Origin of the sequence: uncultured Flavobacterium sp. (assembly GCF_963922255.1) — a bacterium.
Lineage (GTDB): Bacteria > Bacteroidota > Bacteroidia > Flavobacteriales > Flavobacteriaceae > Flavobacterium.
In genome coordinates, this window is record NZ_CAWUIC010000011.1 from 14674 (window position 1) to 35063 (window position 20390).

At 31.1% G+C, this 20390-nt stretch carries 14 protein-coding genes; 10 read left to right on the forward strand and 4 right to left on the reverse strand.

The window, feature by feature from the left end; all coding sequences use genetic code 11:
• Positions 1 to 5: 5 nt before the first annotated feature.
• Positions 6 to 1697 (reverse strand): gliding motility lipoprotein GldJ, encoded by a 1692-nt coding sequence (gene gldJ, locus AABJ49_RS09810; protein ID WP_338378099.1) that lies wholly within the window; start codon positions 1695 to 1697, stop codon positions 6 to 8.
• A 203-nt stretch (positions 1698 to 1900) separates the two neighbouring features.
• Here gldJ and porU point away from each other — a divergent pair, with 203 nt between their 5' ends.
• The 10 genes from porU to AABJ49_RS09860 all read left to right on the forward strand — a co-directional run bounded on the left by porU (position 1901) and on the right by AABJ49_RS09860 (position 17866).
• Positions 1901 to 5770, forward strand: coding sequence for a type IX secretion system sortase PorU (gene porU / locus AABJ49_RS09815; RefSeq protein ID WP_338378100.1), 3870 nt, complete (start codon positions 1901 to 1903; stop codon positions 5768 to 5770).
• 39 nt (positions 5771 to 5809) lie between these two features.
• Positions 5810 to 6979, forward strand: coding sequence for a type IX secretion system outer membrane channel protein PorV (porV, locus tag AABJ49_RS09820; protein WP_338378101.1), 1170 nt, complete (start codon positions 5810 to 5812; stop codon positions 6977 to 6979).
• 80 nt (positions 6980 to 7059) lie between these two features.
• Positions 7060 to 7542, forward strand: coding sequence for a cytidine deaminase (cdd, locus tag AABJ49_RS09825; RefSeq protein ID WP_338378102.1), 483 nt, complete (start codon positions 7060 to 7062; stop codon positions 7540 to 7542).
• A gap of 131 nt (positions 7543 to 7673) precedes the next feature.
• Positions 7674 to 8675: a pyruvate dehydrogenase (acetyl-transferring) E1 component subunit alpha gene (gene pdhA, locus AABJ49_RS09830; RefSeq protein WP_338378103.1), complete on the forward strand. Its 1002-nt coding sequence runs from the start codon at positions 7674 to 7676 to the stop codon at positions 8673 to 8675.
• Positions 8676 to 8678: 3 nt separating this feature from the next.
• Positions 8679 to 10304 carry a pyruvate dehydrogenase complex dihydrolipoamide acetyltransferase gene (locus AABJ49_RS09835; protein ID WP_338378104.1) on the forward strand — a complete coding sequence of 542 codons (1626 nt, stop codon included), beginning with the start codon at positions 8679 to 8681 and terminating at the stop codon, positions 10302 to 10304.
• Between the two features lie 75 nt (positions 10305 to 10379).
• Entirely contained in the window at positions 10380 to 11366 is a 987-nt protein-coding gene (locus AABJ49_RS09840; RefSeq protein WP_338378105.1) for a M20/M25/M40 family metallo-hydrolase, read from the forward strand.
• Positions 11356 to 12039 carry an SDR family oxidoreductase gene (locus tag AABJ49_RS09845; protein ID WP_338378106.1) on the forward strand — a complete coding sequence of 228 codons (684 nt, stop codon included), beginning with the start codon at positions 11356 to 11358 and terminating at the stop codon, positions 12037 to 12039. Before AABJ49_RS09840 ends, AABJ49_RS09845 begins: the two co-directional genes overlap by 11 nt.
• Before the next feature lies 1 nt (position 12040).
• The gene (locus AABJ49_RS09850; RefSeq protein ID WP_338378107.1) at positions 12041 to 12643 is read left to right on the forward strand and encodes a SprT-like domain-containing protein; all 603 of its coding nucleotides are present in this window, start codon (positions 12041 to 12043) and stop codon (positions 12641 to 12643) included.
• A gap of 111 nt (positions 12644 to 12754) precedes the next feature.
• Positions 12755 to 13807 carry a mannose-1-phosphate guanylyltransferase gene (locus AABJ49_RS09855; protein ID WP_338378108.1) on the forward strand — a complete coding sequence of 351 codons (1053 nt, stop codon included), beginning with the start codon at positions 12755 to 12757 and terminating at the stop codon, positions 13805 to 13807.
• Between the two features lie 42 nt (positions 13808 to 13849).
• Positions 13850 to 17866, forward strand: coding sequence for a gliding motility-associated C-terminal domain-containing protein (locus AABJ49_RS09860; RefSeq protein WP_338378109.1), 4017 nt, complete (start codon positions 13850 to 13852; stop codon positions 17864 to 17866).
• Here the strand turns inward: AABJ49_RS09860 and AABJ49_RS09865 are convergent.
• The 3 genes from AABJ49_RS09865 to AABJ49_RS09875 form a co-directional block, all read right to left on the reverse strand.
• Entirely contained in the window at positions 17863 to 18633 is a 771-nt protein-coding gene (locus AABJ49_RS09865; protein ID WP_338378110.1) for an ATP-binding cassette domain-containing protein, read from the reverse strand. The genes AABJ49_RS09860 and AABJ49_RS09865 overlap by 4 nt on opposite strands.
• Complete coding sequence (locus AABJ49_RS09870) at positions 18630 to 19376, reverse strand: ABC transporter permease (protein ID WP_338378194.1); 747 nt, start codon at positions 19374 to 19376, stop codon at positions 18630 to 18632. The genes AABJ49_RS09865 and AABJ49_RS09870 overlap by 4 nt, the downstream gene beginning before the upstream one ends.
• 102 nt (positions 19377 to 19478) lie before the next feature.
• Positions 19479 to 20327 carry a glycosyltransferase family A protein gene (locus tag AABJ49_RS09875; protein WP_338378111.1) on the reverse strand — a complete coding sequence of 283 codons (849 nt, stop codon included), beginning with the start codon at positions 20325 to 20327 and terminating at the stop codon, positions 19479 to 19481.
• Between the last annotated feature and the right edge of the window lie 63 nt (positions 20328 to 20390).

The following is a 20390-nucleotide window of genomic DNA, read 5'->3' on the forward strand; positions in this document are numbered from 1 at the left end:
AAAAATTAATTTCTTGCTTTTTTCTTGTTTGTTTTTGGTCCAACTTTAGACATTGCACATCTAAATCCGATGTAGTCAGTTGCCATATCTTGAGGGAAATACCTTCTTGAAGCTGGATCTAACCAATATGCTCTATCTCTCCAAGAGCCTCCTTTGTATACCCTTACGTTGTCATCAACTAGGGTTGTTCTCTTGTTAGATTTGTCATATTGTTTTAATAAATCACCTAAGCTATCTCGTGAAACTGAATGTTCTGGAGAATCATACATTCTGTGTTTGTCTTTTTCAGCTTCAGATTCTTCTTCAGTGTTTCCAAAATCAAAATAACGAGTTGATTGTCTATCACCATCTCTGTAATTTCTATTATCAGAAGTTGAGAATTGAGTTCTTAAGTAAGTTTCATTTTCATCAACTGGAATTTGAGCAATTTGACCTGGGAAATTACGAGCGATAATTTTACCATTACTTAAAGTGTCATAAGCAATATTATCTTGAGTAACTAATTCTACCGTTCCATCCTCACCTATTTTGTTTTTTAAATAAACGTTACCTCTGTAGTAGTTGAAATCATTAGCTTCGTCATCAACAATTGGTCTGTAAACGTCAGCAACCCATTCTGCAACGTTTCCTGCCATATCATATAAACCAAAGTCATTAGGGGCATACGCTTTAACGTATTGTGTAATATCTGCACCGTCATCAGACCATCCAGCGATTCCACCATAATCTCCTTTACCTTGTTTGAAATTAGCTAATTGATCACCTCTTTTCTTTCTTTTTCCAGAACGAGTATATTGACCATTCCAAGGATATTTCTTTTGTCCTTTGTATAAGTTGTATTCTCTATTTCCTACTAAAGCTAGAGCAGCATATTCCCATTCTGCTTCAGTTGGTAAACGATATTCAGGTAAAATTAAACCAGAACTTCTTTGTGCGTAAACATTAGTTGCAGTTTCATCTGCATTTTCACCACTCTTACCTCTAGATCCTCTTGCACCTTTTTGTAAAACGATTTCTTCGTTTCCACCATAAGTTTGAGTTGGAGCTGCAAGATATGTTTCTGTACTAAAGTTAGCATCAGCAGATGCATCAGTAATTTTAGCGTCTTTCTTCAAGAAACCTTCTCTTTCAAGGATATTTTCGTTTACACGATCAGTTCTCCATTTACTAAATTCAACCGCTTGAATCCAGTTAACACCAACTACAGGGTAGTTTGCATAAGCTGGGTGTCTTAAATAGTTTAGAGTCATTGTCTCGTTATATCCTAAACGGTTTCTCCATACTAAAGTATCAGGAACTACACCATCATATATGTTTTTATAACTTTCTTCTGTTGGAGGGAAAACTTTCTTAACCCAGAATAAATATTCTGTGTACATAAAATTTGTAACTTCAGTTTCATCCATAAAGAATGATTGAACGTGTTGTTGATTAGGAGAATTATTCCAGTCATGCATTACATCGTCTTGAACTTTACCCATTGTAAATGTTCCACCTTCAACCGGAACCATTCCTGGAGGAGTTTCTTGTTTTTTGTACTTTGCATTGTACTGAAATCCACCTTTTTTGTCATTAATCTTCCATCCAGTAGCTGATGACGCTCCTTTTGAACTACCTTTTTTGCTACAACTAGTAAAACTAACTGTTGCTGCAACAGCTAATAAAACTGGTAAGGCCTTGAATTTGATACTTTTCATACTTTAAGTAGGTAATAAATTTTGGTTCGCAAGATAATAATTAACCATTAAATCGCAACATTTTTTTATTTTTTTTTTAATTCATGTATTTTAGCATATAAGCCTATAACGTTATAATTTTATTTTTATTGTTTTTTTATTGTGTAGAAGAAAAAAATATTCTCTCTTTGTAATATATTTTTAAGTTTTTCGTTTTGCTATTGATGAAAAAGAAAGTTTTTACGCTCATTATATTTTTATTGTCTTCCATTACAGTTTTTGCTCAGAATAAAGAAGCAGTTAAAATTGAATGGAAACGCTCTGACTATTCGATACTTGATATACAATTTGTTTTTCCAAGTTTTCAGGAAAAATTTTACGATGCAGAAATAGAAAACAAAAAAATATTTTTTAAAAGTAATTTTGCTTCAACCACTTTAAAAGATGTTAATTTAATTGATTTTAAAACTGAAGTTATCAATGAAAAGGAATTATTTGATCTAGATAAGAATAATTTAGAAGCTAAATTAAATTTTCAAACGGGTTATTCTAAAGCTCGAGATCAATATTATATTTCATATTCTTTTAATCCAATATATATTGAAAATGGAATTATCAAAAGAGTTGTTTCTTTTGAATATGAAATTAATAATAGTCAAAAAAGTACTGTTGAAAATAAATTTCCCCAAAATATTCAAAATTCTGTTTTGGCTTCTGGTGATTGGTATCGTTTTTATGTTGAGAAATCTGGAGTTTATAAAATTACTAAAAGTTTTCTTGAAAGCTTAGGTTTTAATACTAATGTTGATCCAAGAAATATTAGAATATATGGTAATGGAGGAAGAATGGTTCCTTTATTAAATAGTACTTCATATCCAATTGATTTGGAAGAAAATGCTATTCAATTTATAGGAGAAGAAGACGGTAATTTTTCCAATCAAGATTATATTTTATTCTATGCTGAGGGTTTAGACACTTGGAGTCCAGAAAACAGAACACATTTAAATTTATATGCAGACAAATCATATTACTATGTTACATCTTCTTTGGGGGCTGGAAAAAGAATTCAAGAAAGTGTTCAACCCACAGGAGTTCCTTCTGTGAATTTTACAGTTTTTGATGATTATAAATTTTATGAAAAAGATTTAAATAACCCTGGAAAAATTGGAAGGAAATGGCTTGGAGATCAATTTGGAGTTGAAAACGAAAAAACTTTCGATTTTATAATTCCTAATATTGTAACATCTTCTCCAGTAAAGTTATATGCTAATTTGGCATCATCATCATTTGGTAATTCAAGTTTTCAAGTTGCTGCAAATCAACAAAATTTAGGAACTGTAAATATATCTCCATTGCCAAGTTATACTTTTGCAGTAGAGAATTTTTTGCAAACAACATTTAATGCTTCAAATCAAAATATTTCAATAAAATTAACTTACAACAATGGTGGAGTACCAGCTTCGAGAGGTTACGTAGATTATATTATTTTGGAAGCAAAAAGAAATCTGACAGGCTATGGAAATCAATTTATTTTTCGAAATTTAGAAGAAGAAACAAATATTGGGATAGGTCAATATACTATTACCAATGCTTCATCTATAACCCAAGTTTGGGATGTGACTGATATTTACAATGTAAAAAAATATACTAATAATCAAAGTACTTTTTCTTATAAAGTTAATTTAGGGCAAGTGAAAAAATACGTTGCGGTCGATGTAAATGATTATTTTAATCCTTTAAAAGAATCAAATTCTAAAGTTGTTAATCAAAATTTAAAAGGAACAATATTTAGTTCTACTCAAGGTAGCTTTCAAGATGTAGATTACCTTATAATAACTCCTGCTTTTTTATATAGTCAAGCCGAAAAATTAGCCAATTTTCACAGAAATTATAGTGGTTTGGTAGTAAGAACAGTTAAGCTGGAAGATATCTATCAAGAGTTTTCTTCAGGAAAGCAAGACGTTGCAGCTATTAGGAATTTTATAAAGTACGTTTATGATAACGCATCTGATGTTAGCAAAAAAGTAAAATACGTGAATTTATTTGGGGATGCTTCCTATGATTTTAAAGATAGAATTCCAAACAATACAAACATAGTTCCTGTTTTTCATGGTTTGACAAGTAACTTGAGCAATTATGCTAATAATTCTTCAAACTTTTCAATTTTAAATTCATTCATGTCGGATGATTTTTTTGGATTGATGGATGATAACGAAGGTCAAATGCTAGCTACATCAGTAAATGTAGGTGAAGGAATAGATATTGCTGTTGGAAGAATGGTAGTAAGTACTACCCAAGAAGCTGAAGCTGTAGTTAATAAGATAATTCATTATCATGACGAAAAATCCTATGGAAGATGGAGAAATAATTATGTCATTTTAACAGATGATGCAGATACTGCTTCTGATGCTACTCTTCAATCTGGTTTGAATAATATGATTGATAATTTAAATGCAAATTATCCTTTTATAAATGCCAAAAAAATACACACAGATGCTTATGTTCAAGAAGTTTCCGCTGGAGGGAATCGTTATCCAAAGGCAAAGCAAGATTTTATAGATGCTATTCAGCTAGGAGCATTAGTTGTTGATTATTATGGTCATGGAGGAGAATATGGTTTCGCGCAAGAGCGTTTGTACGAAATAAGTGAAGCGGTAAGCTTAAGTAATTATAATAATTTACCATTATTCATTACCATGACATGTGACTTTAGTCGTTTTGATAATCCTTATTTACAAACGGGTGGTGAATTTACTTTTTGGAATCCAGAAGGAGGAGCTATAAGTTTGGTTACAACTACAAGATTAATTTTTGTTCCTGTAGCTTCAACAATGAATGATAATTTTAATTTCTATCTATATCCAGATGCTAATAATAATCAAGTGTCTGTAGGGGAAGCATTAAGATTGGCAAAGAATGATAATACAAGCGATAATAGAAGGGTTGTTTTTAATATTGGTGATCCTGCTTTAATGTTGGCAATACCAAAGCCTAAAGTCGTTTTAACAAAAATAAATGGAGTAGATGTAAATCAGCCAACAGATGTTTTAAATGCCTTAAGTTATGTTACTCTATCAGGAGAAATAAGAAATTCAAACAATACTATTTTGACCGACTATAATGGTGATTTGGCTGTTCAAATATTTGACAAGAATATTCAAAGACAAACATTGGGTAATGATGGAGTTACAAATAGTGCTGGAAGTTTAATTATAATGGACTTTACAACTCTTGGGGAAACAATTTTTAGAGGAAATGCTTCTGTGGTAAATGGAAAATTTGAATTTGGTTTTGTGGTACCTAAAGATATTAAAATTGCAGAAGGAACAGGTAAAGTTAGTTTTTATGCAAAGTCAAGTAATCCCACGCTTCAAGATCAAACAGGTCATGATTTTTCTATTAAAATTGGTGGAATAAACTTAAATGCTCCTGAAGATACAACACCTCCAACTGTAAGGTTGTACATGAATGATGAGTCTTTCGTGTATGGTGGTATTACAAATGATTCTCCAATATTTATTGCCTTCTTAGAAGATGAGCATGGAATTAACACAGCTAGCGGAATTGGACATGATATAGTGGCTATTTTGGATGGCGATGAACTCAATCCATATATTTTAAATGATTATTACGAAACAGAATTAGATAATTATCAAAAGGGGAAAGTGCGTTTTCCTTTTAGAGATTTAGAACCAGGTTTACATACGATTACTTTTAAAGCTTGGGATGTATATAATAATTTAATTACAGCTGAGATTCAATTTGTTGTTGTTGGAGACGATGGAATAACATTAAGTAATGTTTTAAACTATCCAAACCCTTTTGTAAGCTACACAGAATTTTGGTTTAATCACAATCGACCTTTTGAAATGTTAGATGTTCAAGTCCAAATTTTTACAATAACAGGTAAAGTTGTGAAGACTATTAATCAGTCTGTTTTAACGGAAGGGTTTTTGTCAAGAGAAATAAAATGGGATGGAAGAGATGATTTTGGAGATAAAATAGGTAAAGGTGTTTATGTATATAAGCTCACAGTTGTGTCCTCTGTAGATGGAAAAAAATCAGAAAAACACGAGAAACTTGTAATACTTTAATAAAATAGTATATTTGTCAATTAAATAAGAATGTAAAAAATGAAAAAAATTGCTTTAATAATTTTAATAATCACAACTTTTAAAACTCAAGCTCAAGACAAAAATAGAGTTATTACAACAGGAGTTCCGTTTTTATTAATTGCAGCTGACGCTCGTTCTGCAGGTATGGCTGATATGGGAGTTGCTACTTCTGCGGATGCTTATTCACAACAATACAATCCTGCTAAATATGCTTTCTCTTTAAAAGAACAAGGTTTTTCTTTGAGTTATACTCCTTATTTAACAGATATAGCTAATGATATTTCATTAGGTCAAGTCACTTATTTTAATAGAATTAATGAACGTAGTGCTTTTGCAGGAAGTTTAAGATATTTTGGATTAGGAGATATTGAATTAAGACAATCTTTTGAAGATGTACCAAGAACAGTTTCACCAAATGAATTAGCTATTGATGGTTCGTATTCTCTAAAATTAAGTGAAAGGTTTTCTATGGCAATTGCAGGTAGATTTATTCGCTCAAACCTGAAAATTCCTGATGGAACTACAGATGCTTCAGCGGCTTCAACATTTGCTTTTGATGTAGCAGGTTATTATCAATCTGAAGAAGAAGCTTACAGTGATTTCAATGGTCGTTGGAGAGCTGGTTTTAATTTGCAAAATTTAGGACCAAAAATCAAGTATGATAATGATGTGACAAATACAAATTTCATTCCTTCAAATTTACGTTTAGGTGCAGGTTTTGACTTTATATTTGATGAATACAATAAAGTAGCATTAACCGGAGAAGTTACAAAGTTATTAGTTCCAACGCCACCAGAAATTACAGATGTAAATGAAGATGGACTTATTGATAGTCAAGATTCTTCTCAATTATATAGTGATTACAGAGAAATTGGTTGGGTTTCAGGTGTTTTTAAATCTTTTAATGATGCTCCAGATGGTTTTTCAGAAGAATTGAAAGAATTTACTTGGGCTTTAGGAGCAGAATATAGTTACCAAGATTCATTTTCTATTCGTACAGGATATTTTAATGAAAGCGATGAGAAAGGTGCTAGAAAATATTTAACCCTTGGAGCTGGTTTCAAATACCAAATAGTAAAAGTAGATTTATCATATTTATTCTCTGCTTCAAAAGTGAAAAACCCATTAGAAAACACATTGCGTTTTTCTTTAACGTTTAACTTTGGGGATGAATATGATGAATATTAATCGATAAATAATAAAAACAAAAAAATCCAAATTCTATTTTTTTAGAATTTGGATTTTTTTTCCCTTTATAAGAAATAAATATGAGAGAATTAAATGTAAGTACATCTTTTAAGGTCTATGATTCTGTCGAAGAATTAGAATTTGACACAAAAAAATTAATGGAAAAAGCCATTGAAATTAGAAAAACGGCTTATGCTCCTTATTCTAATTTTTTAGTGGGTGTGGCTTTAGAATTGGATAATGGGGAAATTATAACCGGTACAAACCAAGAAAATGCAGCTTATCCTTCAGGTTTATGTGCAGAGAGAGTTGCGATTTTTTATACAGGTTCTAAATTTCCAAATGCAAAAATTTTAAAATTATGTATTACGGCTTCTCCAAAGGATAGAGATTCTGATATTCCAATCCCACCTTGTGGAGCATGCAGACAATCTATAGCTGAATACGAATTTAAACAAGATTCACTAATTGAAATTTATTTTATGGGTGCAAAAGGAGAAGTTTATAAATCAGACTCTTTGCAAAATTTATTACCCTTAATGTTCGATAAAAACCACCTATAACGATTTCGTTAATTGTTTTTAATGAATTGTCAGTAAAAAACATAAAAATCATGAAATTTAATTTTTTCAATAAGCTAGGAAATAGTATTTTTGCTAATTATGAAGTAAATTTCATCAAATAATAACAAACAATGAAGCCAATTACAAAAGAAGTGTACCTGAAGTGGTACGAAGATATGCAGTTTTGGAGAAAATTCGAAGACAAATTAGCTGCTCTTTATATTCAACAAAAAGTTAGAGGATTTTTACATTTATATAATGGTCAAGAAGCTGTTTTAGCTGGAGCATTACATGTAATGGAATTAGGTGGAAAAGACAAAATGATTACAGCTTACCGTAATCACGTTCAACCTATTGGGATGGGTGTTGATCCAAGAAAAGTAATGGCTGAATTATTAGGTAAAGTTACTGGTACTTCAAAAGGAATGGGTGGTTCAATGCACATTTTCTCTAAAGAACATGGTTTTTATGGAGGACATGGAATTGTAGGTGCTCAAATACCAGTGGGAGCAGGAATGGCTTTTGCGGATAAATATTTTGAAACAGGTGGAGTTACCTTAACCTATTTTGGTGACGGTGCTGCTCGTCAAGGATCTTTGCATGAGGCTTTTAATATGGCAATGACTTGGAAGTTACCAGTTGTATTCATTTGTGAAAATAATGGATATGCAATGGGAACTTCAGTAGAAAGAACAGCAAACCATACAGATATTTGGAAATTAGGTTTAGGATACGAAATGCCATGTGGACCAGTTGATGCAATGAATCCAGTTAAGGTTGCTGAAGCTATGCATGAAGCAATGGAAAGAGCTCGTCGTGGTGATGGACCAACTTTTTTAGAAATGAAAACATACAGATATAGAGGTCATTCCATGTCTGATGCACAATTATACAGAACAAAAGACGAAGTAGAAGAATACAAAAAAATCGACCCAATAACGCAAGTTTTGGATATCATAAAAGAAAATAACTATGCAACTGAAGCTGAAATTGAAGCTATTGATGCAAGAGTTAAAGATTTAGTAGAAGAATGCGCAACATTTGCTGAAGAATCTGATTTCCCAGAAGTTCAACAATTGTATGACGTAGTGTATGAACAAGAAAATTATCCATTTATACCTCATAAATTATAAGATATGGCAACAGTAGTAACAATGCCTCGCTTAAGCGATACAATGACTGAAGGAACTGTAGCAACTTGGTTAAAAAAAGTTGGGGATAAAATTAGTGAAGGAGATATTTTAGCAGAAATCGAAACAGATAAAGCTACAATGGAATTTGAATCATTTAATGCAGGTACTCTTTTGCATATTGGAATTCAAGCAGGTGAAACAGCTACGGTAGATTCATTATTAGCAATTATTGGTAAAGAAGGGGAAGATATTTCTGAATTAATTGCTGGTGGTGCTTCAAATGAAATGAAGGAAGAAAGCTCAAAATCTGAAGATAAAAAAGAAGAGAAATCAACTTCTGAATCAAAACCAAAGTCTGCAGAACTTCCAAAAGGAGTGAAAGTAATTACAATGCCTCGTTTAAGTGACACTATGACTACAGGAACAGTAGCAACTTGGTTGAAAAAAGTTGGTGATAAAGTTAGTGAAGGTGATATTTTAGCTGAAATTGAGACTGATAAAGCCACAATGGAGTTTGAGTCTTTCAATGAAGGAACATTATTATATGTTGGAATTCAAGAAGGTGAAACTGCACCAGTAGATAGTGTTTTAGCAATCATTGGACCTGCAGGAACAGATGTTTCTGGAATTGCAGAAAATTTTTCAAATGATTCAGCAACTGAAAAAACCGAAAAGTCTGAAACAAAAGAAACTACTGAAACTAAAAATACTGTTTCGGAAACTGCTTCAACAAATAACGATGGTGGAAGAATTTTTGCTTCACCATTAGCCAAAAAAATTGCAGAAGAAAAAGGGATTGATTTAAATCAAGTTAACGGTTCTGGTGAAAACGGAAGAATTGTGAAATTTGATGTAGAAAACTTTACACCTTCTGCAAAATCAGCTGAACCAGTAGCTCAAGCAACCGCAACTTTTAGTGACGTTAAACCATTTGTTCCAGCTGGAGAAGTTTATCAAGAAGAAATCAAAAATTCGCAAATGCGAAAAGTAATAGCAAAACGTTTAGCTGAATCTAAATTTACGGCTCCTCATTATTATTTAACTATTGAGTTGGATATGGATAATGCTATTGCTTCAAGAAATATGATCAATGGATTGCCAGATACTAAAGTGTCATTTAATGATATGGTTATCAAGGCATCTGCAATGGCATTGAAAAAACATCCTCAAGTAAATTCGCAATGGAAAGATGATGCAATGATTATCAATCATCATGTGAATATTGGTGTTGCAGTTGCTGTTGAAGATGGATTGGTAGTTCCAGTATTGAAATTTACAGACCAAATGAGCTTAACGCAAATTGGTGCAAACGTAAGAGATATGGCAGGAAGATCTAAAGTTAAAAAGATTCAACCTAACGAAATGGAAGGAAGTACATTTACAATTTCTAATTTAGGAATGTTCGGAATTCAATCTTTTACTTCTATCATTAATCAACCAAATTCTGCCATTTTATCCGTTGGAGCTATTGTTGAAAAACCAGTAATTAAAAACGGACAAATCGTTGTAGGAAATACGATGACAGTTACTCTTGCTTGTGATCATAGAACAGTAGATGGTGCAACAGGAGCACAGTTTTTACAAACTTTTAAAGCATTTATGGAAAACCCAGTTACTATGTTAGCTTAATTTTCTTTATTAATAAAGTACTAAAGTCTCGATTTTTATCGGGACTTTTTTTATTTTTACTAAAACTTACATAACATGAGAAAATTATATTTTTTTGCATCTTTATTACTAATAGCTTGTGGTTCTCCAAAGTTACTTCCTACAACGAATCAAGTTACTACAGAAACTAACTCTTCAATTGCTAAAACAGATTTTGCCAAAGTAGAAAATGTTGCAAAAACATTGAAATTCTTAGCATCAGATGACAACGAAGGAAGAGATTCTGGAAGTAAAGGAATTGAAAATGCTAGTGTTTTTTTAGAAAACATGATGAAAGAAAACGACATCAAACCTTATTTCACAACCTATAGAGATACACTTTCAAATTTTGACAAACCAGCTTATAATATAGTTGGATATGTTGAAGGAAATGATCCCAAACTCAAAAATGAATTTGTAATTATTGGAGCTCATTACGATCACATCGGAAAAATTGCTGCTGTACATGGTGACGAAATTGCAAATGGAGCAAATGACAATGCTTCAGGCTCAACAGCAGTAACAGAAGTGATGAAATACTTTGCAAAAAATAAAACCAATAAAAGAAGTTTGATTTTTGTGTTCTTCTCTGCTGAAGAAAAAGGGTTGTTAGGCTCAAAACATTTGGCAAAGAAATTAAAAGCTGAAAATTTAGATTTGTATTTCATGTTTAATTTTGAAATGATTGGAGTGCCAATGAAAGACAAAGACTTTCTTTTGTATTTAACAGGATTTGGAAGAACAAATATGGCTTCAAAAATGAATGAATATAATGGTGAGAAAGTTATTGGATACATTCCAGCGGAAACCAAATATCAATTGTTTAGAGCCTCTGATAATTATCCATTTTTTACAGAATTTGAAGTTCCAGCACAAACAGTTTCTACTTTTGATTTTGAAAATTTCGATTTTTACCACAAACCAGATGATGAATTTGAATTAATGGATCCAAAACACATGACAAATGTGGTTAATACAATGATTCCAGTTTTGGAAATAATGATGAATAAACCCACAAAAGAAATCACGATAAATGTCAAATAAAAATATAGTAATCACAGGAACTTCAAGAGGAATTGGCTACGAAATGGCTTTGCAATTCGCTAATGAAGGGCACAACGTTTTAGCATTATCAAGAAAAACTCCTAAAACTTTAATCGAACATAAAAATATCACTTGTTTGTCTGTTGATTTGTCTTTAGATTCAGCTATTGATGAAGTCGAAAATTTTATAAAAAACACCTTTAAAAAAGTAGATGTTTTAATTCACAATGCTGGAGCTTTATTACTTAAACCATTCGAACAAATCACATCACAAGAATTTGAAAACATCTATAAAGTAAATGTTTTTGCTGTGGCAAGTTTAACACGAATTTGCATTCCATATCTTGAAAAAGGAAGTCACGTTGTAACAATAAGCTCAATGGGTGGAATTCAAGGAAGTATGAAATTTGCTGGTTTAGCAGCTTACAGCTCAAGCAAAGGAGCAGTTATTACTTTGTCAGAATTATTAGCAGAAGAATATAAAGAGCAAGGAATTAGTTTCAATGTTTTAGCTTTAGGTTCAGTAAATACAGAAATGTTGCAAGAAGCTTTTCCAGGTTATGAGGCACCAGTTTCAGCAACAGAAATGGCAAATTATATTCACGATTTTGCTTTAACAGGAAATAAATATTTCAACGGAAAGGTTTTAGAAGTTTCATCCACAACTCCATAATTTGAGTAACGTTTTAGAAAAATATTTGCCATCACACGCAGTTGAACCTTGTTTTGAACTCATCAAAGCCAATCATGTGCATTTAAAAATTGTAAATGAAAGACAAACGCGTCATGGAGATTATAGAAAAGATGTAGAAGGTTTTCATTTGATAACAGTAAACTCTAATTTAAATAAATATAGGTTTCTAATAACTTTAATTCATGAAATTGCTCATTTAGTAGCTTTTCAAAAATTTGGAAGAAACATAAAACCTCATGGAGTAGAGTGGAAACATACGTTTCAAAGACTTATGGTTCCTTTTATTCGACCAGAAATTTTTCCTCATTCAGTTTTGTCTTTAGTGGCAAATCATTTTAGAAACCCAACAGCAAGTAGCGATACAGATGCAAGATTAGCTTTTGCATTAAAACAATTTGACGAAAGAAAAGATGGAATTAATTTTATTCATGAAGTTCCAAATGGAAGTTTATTCAGAATAAAAAATGGTAGAATTTTTCAAAAAATTGGATTGAGAGTTAAACGTTATGAATGCACAGAAATGAGTAGTGGAAAAACCTATTTGTTCAATGCAAATGCTGAAGTAGAAATAATTCCAAATTAATTAATCTAAAGTAACGTGTATTTCAAAGAAGATAATAAACATTTAATAGAATTTGAGATTAATTTGTATATTTAGAAATTAAATTTGTAAATATAAATTACAAAAAAAACAATGAATAAAAATTATTATGCAATATTGATGGCTGGAGGAGTTGGTTCTCGTTTTTGGCCAGTGAGTACAGTTGATTTTCCAAAACAGTTTCACGATATGTTAGGAACTGGTGATACTTTAATTCAAAAAACATTTTCGAGATTATCAAAATTAATTCCTGCAGAAAACATTTTGATTTTGACTAACGAAAAGTATAATAATTTGGTTCTAGAGCAATTGCCGATGGTAAAACAAGAACAAGTTTTATTAGAGCCAGCCATGAGAAATACAGCACCGTGTATTTTATATGCTTCCTTAAAAATTCAAAAAGATAATCCAGATGCAGTTATGGTTGTGGCTCCTAGTGATCATTGGATTGAAGACGAAGATGAATTTGCAAGAAACTTAAAACAATGTTTTGAATTTTGTAGTTCAGAAGATGCATTAATGACATTAGGAATTCAACCAACTTTTCCAAACACAGGTTTTGGATATATAGAATTTGATAAAACTGATTCAAACCCAATAAAAAAAGTAAATCAATTTAGAGAAAAACCTGATTATGAAACGGCTAAAGCATTTTTAGCTAGTGGAAATTTTCTATGGAATGGTGGAATTTTTATTTGGAGTGCTAAATCAATAACAGAAGCTTTTTCTGAATTTCAGCCTGTTATGAATACTTTATTTTTAAATGGATTAGATAGATTAAATACAACAGCTGAAAGAGATTTTATTAATGATAATTATGCTGGAGCTGAAAATATTTCAATTGATTATGCAATATTAGAGAAAGCAAATAATGTCTTTGTTTTACCAGCAACTTTTGATTGGAATGATTTGGGAACTTGGGGTTCTCTGCACGAAAAATTAGATAAAGATGAAAATAAAAATTCAGTTGTCAACGCAACTGTTGTTTTAGAAAATGCATCCAATAATATAATTAGAGCAAGTAATAAAAAAATAATTGTTATTGATGGGCTAGATGACTATATCATTGTTGATAAAGATGATGTATTATTAATTTACCCAAAGAGCAAAGAACAAGATATCAAGAAAATTGTATCAAAATTATAAGCATCAAAAGTTTATCAAATTTATGTAACTAAATACTTTTTTATGGGAAGAAAAATACTTTTTACCTTGTTGTTTGTTTTGTTTTTTTCTAACCAAAATGCAGTAGCTTTAGATTTGCAAGTAACAGTAACAAATGAAACTTGTACAGGAAATGGTTCGTTAGCTTTTACAGTTACTAATCAAGTTCCCAATGTGCCAATTTTTTATAGTATTTATTTATTACCAAATTCGACAACTCCGATAGCAACAGTTTCAGGAAATTCTCATGGAGGTTTAGTTTCGGGGAATTATTTAGTTATAGCCAGTCAAACCGTAAATGGAGTTCAGACGACTGCTTCACAAAATGCTACCATAAATAATAATGTTGTTCCATTTACTTTTACAATTACAGGTACAAAAGTATTATGTGGAAATGATGGAGTAATAACTGTAAATGCTTCTTCAACGGCTGTTTCTTATCAAATTTTAACAGGCCCTGTAACTACTGGAGCTCAATCTAGTAACGTTTTTTCGGGTTTACCAGCTGGAATTTATAACATTCGAGTAATTGATAATTGTGGTGAAGCAAAGGTTCAAACATTCACATTACTAACTTCTACAGCTTCCTTAATTATTTTTTCACCTGTTTTAGTTCAAGTTTTAAGTTGTAATTTAATAAATGTTTCACACAACATTGCCCCAAGTGCAAATTCCCTAATAGCATATCCTTTAACAGTTCAAACAACCGTAAACCCTCCAACAGGACCAGCGATAGTTACAACTCAAACAATTACATCCGGGAATGTTTTTAATTTAACTATTCCTGCTCAAAACAATCAATCTTATCCTTACAATATATTAATTACTGATGCTTGTGGAAATAATTTTATTTTAAATAATAATATTTTAAATTACACACCTATTCAAATTTCTCCTCCAACATTAAATAATACATCTTCACAATTATCTAGTTGTACTTCTTTTGATATTTCGCATGAACTTACCTTAGATGTAAATAATCAATTTTATTTTCCACTTTCAGTTCAGACTACAGTTATACCAACAGTTGGCTCACCAATAATTACCAATCAAGTAATAAACTCTGGAACAATTATAAATGTTACTGTTCCAATGGAAAATAATACTTCCTATTCGTATAATTTATTAGTAACTGATGCTTGTGGTAATACATACGAACTAAACGACAATGTTTTAGCAGCTCCTTTTGATGTTACGACTACAGTTGCTCCGGCAGGTTGCAATGGTTCTTACGTAAATTTTAGTCTTTTGAATTATGGGCCTCCTTTTAATATAATTTTCATTTCAGCACCAGTTGGTTTTAATCCTGCTAACTATAATTCAAATTTTCCTGGACCATATACAGATGATAGTTTAAATTTTGGAAATCAAAATAACTCATTACCTATTGGAATTTATGTAGTGCAAATTACAGACTTATGTGGAAACACTTCACAGCAGAGTTTTGAAATTATACCACCTCAAGCTTCTGTTGTTCAAGAGACAGTAACAAACCCAGCTTGTGGAGGAACTGGTAGTATAACACTAATGCTTGTTCCTTACATAGAGATAAGTACAATTAATTTAGTTGCTGCTCCAACAAATTATCCTAATTCAATACCTGAAAATGTTTCTCAGTTTATTAATGCTAATGGTGCTTTATTCATGGATAATTTACCAATAGGAACGTATACTTTTAATATGACAGACGTTTGTGGAGATACTTATTCACATACTGTTTCAATCGTTCCAACAGCAAGTCCCATTAGTTTAATTAATAGGGTAGGGTGCGAAATAGGTTTGACTTCAGTAGTTATTGGTGTTGCAAATTCAAGTATCACTTTTATTGAAATTTTAAATGCTCCTTTTACATTTGGTTTTGCATTGCCATATAATGTTTCATCAAATATTGCAGGTAATGGATCTTTTTATATGAACTCATTACCAGAAGGAGATTACAAATTTAGAATTATTGATAATTGTGGTTTTGATAGGATTTACGATAGAACAATTGAAGGACTAAATGCTGGTAATACAACAATGGATATTACTGAATATTGTGGTTTGTTTGAATTACAATTAACACATACTAGTAATGCTAATTATTTAGTTTCATTTTGGTTGCAGAAATATAATGAAATAGACGGTGTTTGGGAGCATCCTAGTACTGGTTTTGATTATGTTCCGGGCAGTAATTTAACCGTTGCTAATGCAGTTCCACTAACTAATAATGCAAATAATAGTTTAGCTTATACCGGTAAGTTTAGAGTTGTGAAAATGTATTACAACTATTCCAATGGAATTGCTAATTTAAACAGATGTATTTCTATTTTAGATGAATTTGAATTTAAAAATGAACCAAAAATTATTACGGTTTATGCATTTCCATGTTTAAATAACACTCAAGAAGTTGTTGTAATTGCAGAAGGATTAGGGCCTTTACTTTATAGTATAACAGAAAAAAACGGTGCATCATTTATTGTAAATAACGGTACATCTAATGCTTTTTCAGGTTTAGATGTAGCTATTTATAATTTTAGAGTAGAAGATTTATGCGGTAATTGGGTTAATATTGATTTTGACGTTTCATTACTTCAAGAACCAGAAATTATAGCTTCCAATCTTTGTAACGGAACCAATGGTCAATTGGAAATTCAAGATTTTCCATTTGTTACTTATGAGTGGTATAATGTTCAAAACCCAACAGTGATATTAAGTACTTCAAGTACGTTAGAATTTACTCCTTTTAACAGTACTACTGATGCAGGAACTTATGCAGTTCAACTGTCAACTACAAACCCAAATAGTTGTATTAATCAAACTATAGAATACATAATAAGTCCAAATGGATTTAATCCAAATGCTGGAGACGATAATGCCGTTTCAATATGTAGAGAAAACACGCAATTAAGTTTAAATACATTTTTGGCAAACCCTCATGATAATGGTGGAACATGGACTGATTCTAATGGTGACCCTTTAAGTGCTATTATTAATCCAATTGATTTTACCGTTGGCAATCATGCTTTTACATATACTGTTAACGGATTTTGTGCTGTTACTGATGATGCTTTAATTACGATAACGATAAAAGACTTACCAGCTTCTCCAGTTTTATCAGCTCCAAGTCCAATTTGTGAGGGTGATGATGTTTTGCTTGAAGCTAGTTTAATTGCTAACGCAACTTATTTTTGGACAGGACCAAATGGTTTTACATCAACAGATCAAAACCCATTGATTACAAGTTTTGATAGTGCAAATGATGGAACGTATTTTGTTTACACAACCGTAGATGGTTGTAATTCAGCAACAGAACAAATAGTTGTAAACAGTAATCCTATTCCAGATTTTTCTATTGATGGAACAACTTCAATTTGTATTGGACAAAATGAAACATTGACAATCACTCCAACAAATTTTAATGTAAATTCAGTCACAATAGAATGGTATTATGAAAATAGTTTACTTTCGACTACAACTCCAACTTTACAGATTTCACAAATTGGGAATTACAGTATAATTATTAATAATAATGGATGTGAAAACCAAAAAGATATTGAAATTATTGAAAAAATAAACTCATTTGATGTGGTTTTAGAACAAGGATGTAATGGTAAGAATTATGAAATAAACATTATTAATTCAAGCAACTTTTCAAATGCAACATATTCTTGGACAGGACCAAATGGTTTTGTTGCTTTTACGCAAAACATTGTTGTTCCAAATTTAGAAATAGGAACTTATAATGTTGAGGTCACAGATGCTCTAGGTTGTAAGTCAAGTTCGTCTGCAGTAGTTGAAAACACCAATTGTTTTATTCCAAATGGATTTTCACCAGATGATGATGGAATAAATGATTTTTTTGATTTAACAGGTTATAATGTGAAGAAAATTTACGTTTATAACAGATACGGACGATTAGTTTATGATAAAGATAATTATATAAACGAATGGAAAGGTCAAACCAATGATAATAAACGTTTGCCAGCTTCAACCTATTACTATGTTTTAGAATTTAATGAAGGAGAAAGTAAAACAGGTTGGGTTTACGTTTCTTATTAATTTTGATCTTCTTCAATATACATTTTTCTGACTTTTTTGAATAATTCAGATGAATAAACAAAATCGGTAACGGCTTCATTATCGGTTTTAAAGATTTCTCTATTAGAACCTTCCCAAGCTACTAATCCGTTTTTTAAGAAAACAATTTTTTCACCAATTTCCATTACAGAGTTCATGTCATGTGTATTAATGACAGTTGTAATATTATATTCTTCTGTAATTTCTTTAATCAAATTATCAATAACAATGGCTGTTTTTGGATCTAAACCTGAATTTGGTTCATCACAAAAAAGATATTTTGGGTTATTTACAATTGCTCTTGCAATGGCAACACGTTTTTGCATTCCACCGGAAATTTCAGAAGGTTTTTTATCGTTTGCATCAATTAAATTTACTCGGTTGATTACAAAATTAACACGCTCGCTAATTTCTGCTTTTGTCTTTTTAGTAAACATTGTTAGCGGAAAACCAATGTTTTCTTCCACAGTCATACTATCAAACAAAGCACTGCCTTGAAAAACCATTCCTATTTCAGTTCTTAACTCTCTTTTTTCATCATTAGTCAGGTTAGAATAAATTCTTCCATTAAATGCAATCGTTCCAGTTTCAGGAGTGTGAATTCCCAATAAAGACTTCAAGAAAACCGTTTTCCCAGAACCACTTTGACCAATTATTAAATTGGTTTTTCCAGCTTCAAAAGTTGTGGTTATACCTTTTAATACTTTTTGGTCACCAAAAGTTTTTTCTAAATTTTTAACTTCTATCATGAGCTTAAAAGGAGTTGAGTTAATACATAGTTAATCAAAATAATCACAACTGAAGTCCAAACAAAGGCAACAGTACTAGCTTTTCCTACTTCAAGTGCTCCACCCTTCATATAATAACCATGAAATGATGGTATAGTTGCTAAAATAAAAGCAAAAACGCATGTTTTAATAAAAGCATATGCAATATGAAAAGGAATAAAATCGGTTTGAATACCTTCAATAAATTCAGCACTTGATGTAAAGCCACCATAAACACCAGCCATCCAACCACCGAGAACACCAAGAAACATACTTATTCCAATCACAAATGGGTATAGTAAAAGTGCAATAAGTTTAGGGAAAACCAAATAATTAAGTGAATTAACACCCATAACTTCTAAAGCATCAATTTGTTCGGTAACACGCATGGTTCCAATACTAGAAGTAATGAATGAACCCATTTTACCAGCCATAATTATCGAAATAAAAGTAGGTGCAAATTCAAGAATTACAGATTGTCTAGTAGCAAATCCAATTAAATGTTTTGGAATTAAAGGATTTGTCAAATTCAAAGCTGTTTGAATCGCAACAACACCTCCAACGAAAAAAGAAATAAAAGCTACAATTCCTAAAGAATCAATGATTAAGTCATCAATTTCCTTAAAAATAAGTTGTCGCATGACTTTCCATTTGGTAGGTTGCTTGAAAATTTCTTTCAGCATTATAAAATAACGACCTATTTGGGTTAGGTATCTGATTAACATCATAATTTTAAAATATTCTCAAAAATACTAAGAAGTTATGAGTTTTGAGTTATGTCTTATGATTTTTTTGGCGATTGCATTTGAAACAAAATCTAAGTAGAATTAAAACAACTTCTCCTTCATCTTTTTCCAACGATATTGTTTAATAAACTTCGCTTGTTCATTTGTGACAAATAATTGTTTTCCATCTGATTTTGCTTTCCAAAACCCTTTAATATAATCCATGAAAAGTAAAGGTTTTTTCTTTCGTAAAGCTAGTTTTAAAGATGCTATTGCTGTAATCCAAAAACCATAACCCAAACTATAAAACGCTTCTCCTTGTTTGTAACGAGCTGCTTTGTTGTAATTAGCTCCAGTTGGTTTTAGATGTTTTACATGTAAAGACTCATCGGTAACTACTTTCCAATTGTAAAATTTACATAATAATTCGTCAACAGTGTCCCAACCCATAGCTGGCTTTAAACCACCAATTTGTTCAAACGTTTCTTTTCGATAAGCTTTCAATGCTCCACGAATGTGATCTTTATCAGTTAAACTTTCTAAAATCCATTCATTGTTTTTTTCAATATAACAAAAACCACCAACCATTCCAATTGAATCGTCAGACTTAAAATGATTTAAAATAGTTTCAAAGTAATCTAGAGGTAAAATTAAATCTGAATCTAGTTTTACAATAACATCATATTCATCGTCTAATTGCGATAACCCTTTATTAAAAGCCTTGATGACTTTGCTTCCTGGTAAATGAATGGCTTCAGAATTATTTTTTACAGCAGAAATAAATGTAACATTTTCAGCATATTTTTCAGCTATTTCAAAAGTTTTATCTGTAGAATTGTCATCAACTATAACTACTTTTTTAGGCAAAATAGTTTGATTGACAATAGATTGAAGTGTTAATTCAATAAATTGTTCTTCGTTATAAGCTGGAATGATAATGTAATAGTTCATAAATGAAATTCCAATTTTTAAAACTCCAAATTCCAATTGAAGGAATATTTTGGAATTTGGGAT